This is a genomic window from Methanolobus sp. (genome assembly GCF_030682845.1).
In the GTDB taxonomy this organism is placed as follows: domain Archaea; phylum Halobacteriota; class Methanosarcinia; order Methanosarcinales; family Methanosarcinaceae; genus Methanolobus.
This window is the reverse complement of record NZ_JAUXNK010000093.1, coordinates 1-4,417: the sequence shown is the minus strand read 5'-3', so window position 1 is coordinate 4,417 and position 4,417 is coordinate 1. Positions and strand designations below refer to the sequence as shown.

7 protein-coding genes are annotated in these 4,417 nt (G+C 43.2%); 3 read left to right on the top strand and 4 right to left on the bottom strand.

All coding sequences use genetic code 11. From position 1 onward, the window contains the following. Positions 1-868, bottom strand: an 868-nt coding sequence (locus Q8J68_RS12710; protein WP_305311888.1) for an RNA-guided endonuclease TnpB family protein, incomplete at its 3' end; no start/stop codon positions are given. A 183-nt stretch (positions 869-1,051) separates the two neighbouring features. Here Q8J68_RS12710 and Q8J68_RS12705 point away from each other — a divergent pair. Together Q8J68_RS12705 and Q8J68_RS12700 are read left to right on the top strand one after the other, a co-directional pair. After that, positions 1,052-1,306 (top strand): hypothetical protein, encoded by a 255-nt coding sequence (locus tag Q8J68_RS12705; RefSeq protein ID WP_305311887.1) that lies wholly within the window; start codon positions 1,052-1,054, stop codon positions 1,304-1,306. Between the two features lie 126 nt (positions 1,307-1,432). Further along, positions 1,433-1,591, top strand: coding sequence for a hypothetical protein (locus tag Q8J68_RS12700; RefSeq protein ID WP_305311886.1), 159 nt, complete (start codon positions 1,433-1,435; stop codon positions 1,589-1,591). 149 nt (positions 1,592-1,740) lie between these two features. Here the strand turns inward: Q8J68_RS12700 and Q8J68_RS12695 are convergent, their stop codons facing one another. Next, complete coding sequence (locus Q8J68_RS12695; RefSeq protein ID WP_305311885.1) at positions 1,741-2,007, bottom strand: GyrI-like domain-containing protein; 267 nt, start codon at positions 2,005-2,007, stop codon at positions 1,741-1,743. A 55-nt stretch (positions 2,008-2,062) separates the two neighbouring features. After that, positions 2,063-2,302, bottom strand: a complete 240-nt coding sequence (locus Q8J68_RS12690) for an MTH865 family protein (protein ID WP_305311884.1) — start codon at positions 2,300-2,302, stop codon at positions 2,063-2,065. 178 nt (positions 2,303-2,480) lie between these two features. On the opposite strand from Q8J68_RS12690, the gene Q8J68_RS12685 reads away from it, so the two are divergent. Beyond that, positions 2,481-3,281, top strand: a complete 801-nt coding sequence (locus tag Q8J68_RS12685) for a winged helix-turn-helix domain-containing protein (RefSeq protein WP_305311883.1) — start codon at positions 2,481-2,483, stop codon at positions 3,279-3,281. Between the two features lie 8 nt (positions 3,282-3,289). On the opposite strand, the gene Q8J68_RS12680 is transcribed toward Q8J68_RS12685, so the two are convergent. Continuing rightward, entirely contained in the window at positions 3,290-4,105 is an 816-nt protein-coding gene (locus Q8J68_RS12680; RefSeq protein ID WP_305311882.1) for a uroporphyrinogen-III synthase, read from the bottom strand. Positions 4,106-4,417: the final 312 nt, after the last annotated feature.

Sequence of the window (4,417 nt, the reverse complement as noted above, 5' to 3'; positions counted from 1 at the left end):
CATTTGACATTGACAGGATGCTGAGATCTTCCGAGATAATAATTTGGTTCTCTTTTACTATCCCATAACTCAGTTTATGGAGAAAATCAGCTCTGCACTTTGCCGTTCTTGAATGCATTTTGGCAACATGCAGTCTTTGTTTCTCATAGTTCTTGCTGCCTTCCTGTTTCTTTGAAAGGTCATGCTGTCTTTGAGCGAGTTTCTTCTCGTTGTTTTTGTAATGTTTCGGATTCGAAACTTTATTACCGCTATTATCTATCAGGTAATCCTTGATACCAACATCTAATGCAATGATGTTGTTGTTTTCTTTTGGTTTTCCTGGCAGGGGTTCTACATTGATCAGTAAAGAGACAAAGTATCTGTTGTCTGGTGTCCGGGAAATGGTTGCACTCTTGATATTTCCGTTGAACTCCCGATGCAGATGAGTTTTTACCTTGCCAAGCTTTGGTAGTTGGATTGCTCTTTTCTCATGATCAACTTTGATGTTGTTATTTGTCATATTGGTAGTGTATGACTGAAACTTGGAATGCTTGGATTTGAAGGAAGGTGGATTGGAATTAAGATCAACATAACAATTCATGTAAGCAGATGCCAGATGGATCAGAGCATTTGTAATAGCAAACTTGTCAACTTCCTTAAGCCATGTATGCTGATCCTTGAGTACCTGATTACAATGATTGTTCCATCTGGTAGCATTCCATGGCAACTTGTTCTTCTTGTAGTCTTCTGTTTGTTGAGCCAAGTAGTAATTATAGATAAAACGAACACAGCCGAAGGTCTTGTTGATCTGGATAATCTGTTCATCATCAGGATATATCTCGTAAATATATCCATAAAGATTATCAGCATTCTTTGGCTTGCGTACCATAAAAAGATCCTTCTTTTTTGTTTGATATGTGTATGCTTTTTTTATTGATATTGTTTACTGGAGTAATGCCTTCGCAGGGACGATGCTAACCCTCGTCTGAAGACGGGGGAATGCGCAGCGTAACTTTCTTCAATTGCGACAGAATCTTCGATTATCCGGGCGCTGTGGGGTACATTGCCCGGAATGTTCCATGAATCGCCTGCATTCACCTTAAAGTTCTCATCTCCAACACAGGCTTATGCAGCCGGAAACGAGATATCCTGTCTGCTCATGTACATGGTCATGCTCGGGAAGGATGTTTCCTTTCTTCATGACAAATTCTGCCATCAGAGTACTGTTCCTATGAACCGTGGTTCTCATCCGGATACCGGGAAGGACTTCTACGTGGTCATTATCCGCGTGTTTGCAGAACATGGCAAAACCATTGCTTCCATCTGATTTATTCCTTTAGATCTAAGCAGTTATCCGGACTTGTCAAAAGCCACTACAGCTTTTCAAGTTGCTGCTTTTACATGCATTATATTTATAAAGCTGTAAATGAATACGGTTTTGGGGTATTAGATTATGGGAGCATATAACGAAGTATATAAAGAGACAGTTGACGACATACGCAACACCATCGGCATTCTGCCTAAGTTCATGAAAGACCTTCCAGAAGATGAACTGGTAGACGACTGGGCATTCTGGAAGTACGATGAACTGCATGCCCATAAATGGGAATAAATGCTGTCCAAGGGGTATATAGTTCCATTAGCAGCATTTTTGCTACCCGTTGTTCAGCTAATTTAATGTGCACTGGCAGGAAGTAAACAAGCGGTAGCTATAATCTTGCAGCTTTGGCCTATCCTCTGTCCTGCCATGCATATCCATACTTACTTTACAGGCAGCTGTATCTCGCTCATGAGTTCTTCTTGTGTAACCTCTTCAGGGTTGAGGTACAGTGCCCTTGATGGGCCTGCAAGTTCCAGCCCCTGTTCTGCCATATACTCGAAGAGGCGGGTATATGCAACACCTACTTCCTGATAGGGTCCCCGGTGGATGGCAGTCAAAGCTTCTATTGCAGGTAGTGTCTTCAGGCTGATGGGAGGGTCTTGCTCTGCCCCTCTCACAGCGTACAGATCTCTGAGGCTGTATCCCACCTTTGAAAAGGTGGGGATTAGCCCTTTCTTAATCCTACAAAATATGGGAAAGGGCTTAGAGACCTGCCCTTTCAACAATCGTATCGGCAACAGCCTTTGCACTCTTGAAGGGAAAGTCGGCGGGTGTGAGCAGTTTTCCTGCTTCTCCGGCTGTTACCTCAAGATCGCCTGCCTTGCAGGTCGTGCTGGCTCCTGCCGGAAACGCTGCAATGAGATCTTCAGGTGTTTCGATCGGGAATTTTGCATTTGCAAGTCCTGCAGCTATCTGTCCATGAATTACTTCTCTGACGTTCATATTATACCAACTCTTATTTTTGTTCTGCATTCCCGGGAATTGGCAGTAATACATAATTGCACGGTTACTGGTATATACTTTATCGGCGCTGGAATGTACTAGATGCATTCGTGTATACTTCCGTGACCTTCTGGTATCTTCAGGGAACCTTTATTAGGCCGGGAGCAATACTCTATACATGGATAATCATCAGGATCAAATACATGATGGCGGTTCCGATCTATCGGAGATAAAGTCAAAGCTCTATGAGATGCAAAAAGATATGAAGCTCATTATAGAGCAGACCAACAGGCAGAATATCGATACTGTATTCGCCTACCTGAAAAGCAATTACCTGGGTGCCATTGAGTCCTACATTAATGAGGATGCAAAGTCAAGCCTTGAAAAGAATATGGTGAAAAAATGTGACCGTCGGACGGAATGCGCTTCCATATTCAACAGTTTTCTGCGCAAGAATTCCAATCTTATCCGGCAGGATAACTCTCAGGAAGATGCAGTCAAAAATAACAAGTCGGAGCTGGCCAGACTGAGATCGGTACTTCCTTACGATAAATGTGAGGTATGCTACTCTGAAGTGGCTCAATTGTTCGCAAAACAGGTCAATCTTATGGAGTCTATGAAGGTGTATGACTCTAATAAAGGGAAACAACAGGAAATTTCCATGGTGCCGCCCAGAGAGATTGTTGACGGAATGCTTGAACCTCTGTGCCATGAGAAACGTTTTGAGATACTCAAGGCACTGACCGGCAGTACACAATCATTTTCCTCCCTGTCCCAGTTGACCGGTCTTCGGGGTGGTAACCTTCTTTTCCATCTCCAGAAACTCGCAGAGGCAGGTATCATCATGCAAAGGCATGAAAGAGGCGATTACATGATCACAGCCACTGGTTTCAGGATAATGGAAGGTATCAGCAGCATCTACTCATCACTGGCCTGCCAGGTGGATGAAGCTGACCCTGAAATCATAAAAGACTCTTGAAGTAATGGTTACTTCCTGTCTTTTTTATCTTTATACTCTTGCATTGAGGCTTTCAGCAGTTCTTCAAATGTGAAGTTCTCAGGTGTGACCCCTGCTTTTACCCTGAACAGTTTCAGTGCGTGTGCGGTAGAATCCCCGATGGCTGCAACGATTGAAGCATTTAGTACCTGTGCCACATCTTTATCGAGACCTTGTCGTTTGGCATGATCGAAGAAGTTGTGTACGGTCGTGGGGTCGGTAAAAGCAAATATGTCTATATTGCCCTGCATTACTGTTCTGATGAACTGTTCCTGCTCTTCTTTATCTGGGTCGATGAGGTTGTAAACCCTTGTTTCATATACAGTCGCGCCGAAATCCTGCAGGTGGTCAGTGAATGCATTGGAACCCGGGGCACCATAAACTACATCGATTATAGCTTCATCTGCATAGTCCTGCATGTATGCGGCGATTTCTTCAGTGTTGCATATGTCGGGCATTGCATCTACTTTAATACCCGCTGCATCTAGAGATTCCTTTGTTTCCGGGTTAACAGCTACAATATGCCTCTTATTAAGCGTTTCAATGAACTGGGGTCTCATGGGGGGAGGTATTTTCTTTAATGCATATTCTATCTCAGCAGGGCCGGCAAAGATCACACAGTCAGTCTCTCCCTGCATGACCCTTGAGAAAAAGCCATCGTATACGCTGTCTTTTATATTGCTCAGCTCTGCCATGGGAACTGCAAGAGGGTCAAAACCCATGGATCGTGCAAGTCCTGTTGACTCACTCAGATATCTCTCAGGCCTCATAATGGCGATTACAGGTTTAATTTGTTCAGGTGTCATAATCGTAAGAATCCTATGCTCTATTTTGAAGTGAACTGCATTTTACTTTACTTTCTATTTTATAATCTGAAGCGTAAAACCCCGATGTCTTTAGCTTCGGGGATGTAAGCGTCACATAATAAATAAAGTATATATCATATAAGCATTGTTAGTATTGTAATTACGACAGCCAAGTAGTTATGTTCTTTGATATCTCAAGTTATATAACTTAAACACCGCAGGGACTGCGGGAAGAGCCTGTGGAATGGTGAACAGAAGTTCGGGGAATGAAGCAGGAAGCTTCTTAGTCTTTAGCTAAGAAGTAGTTCACGC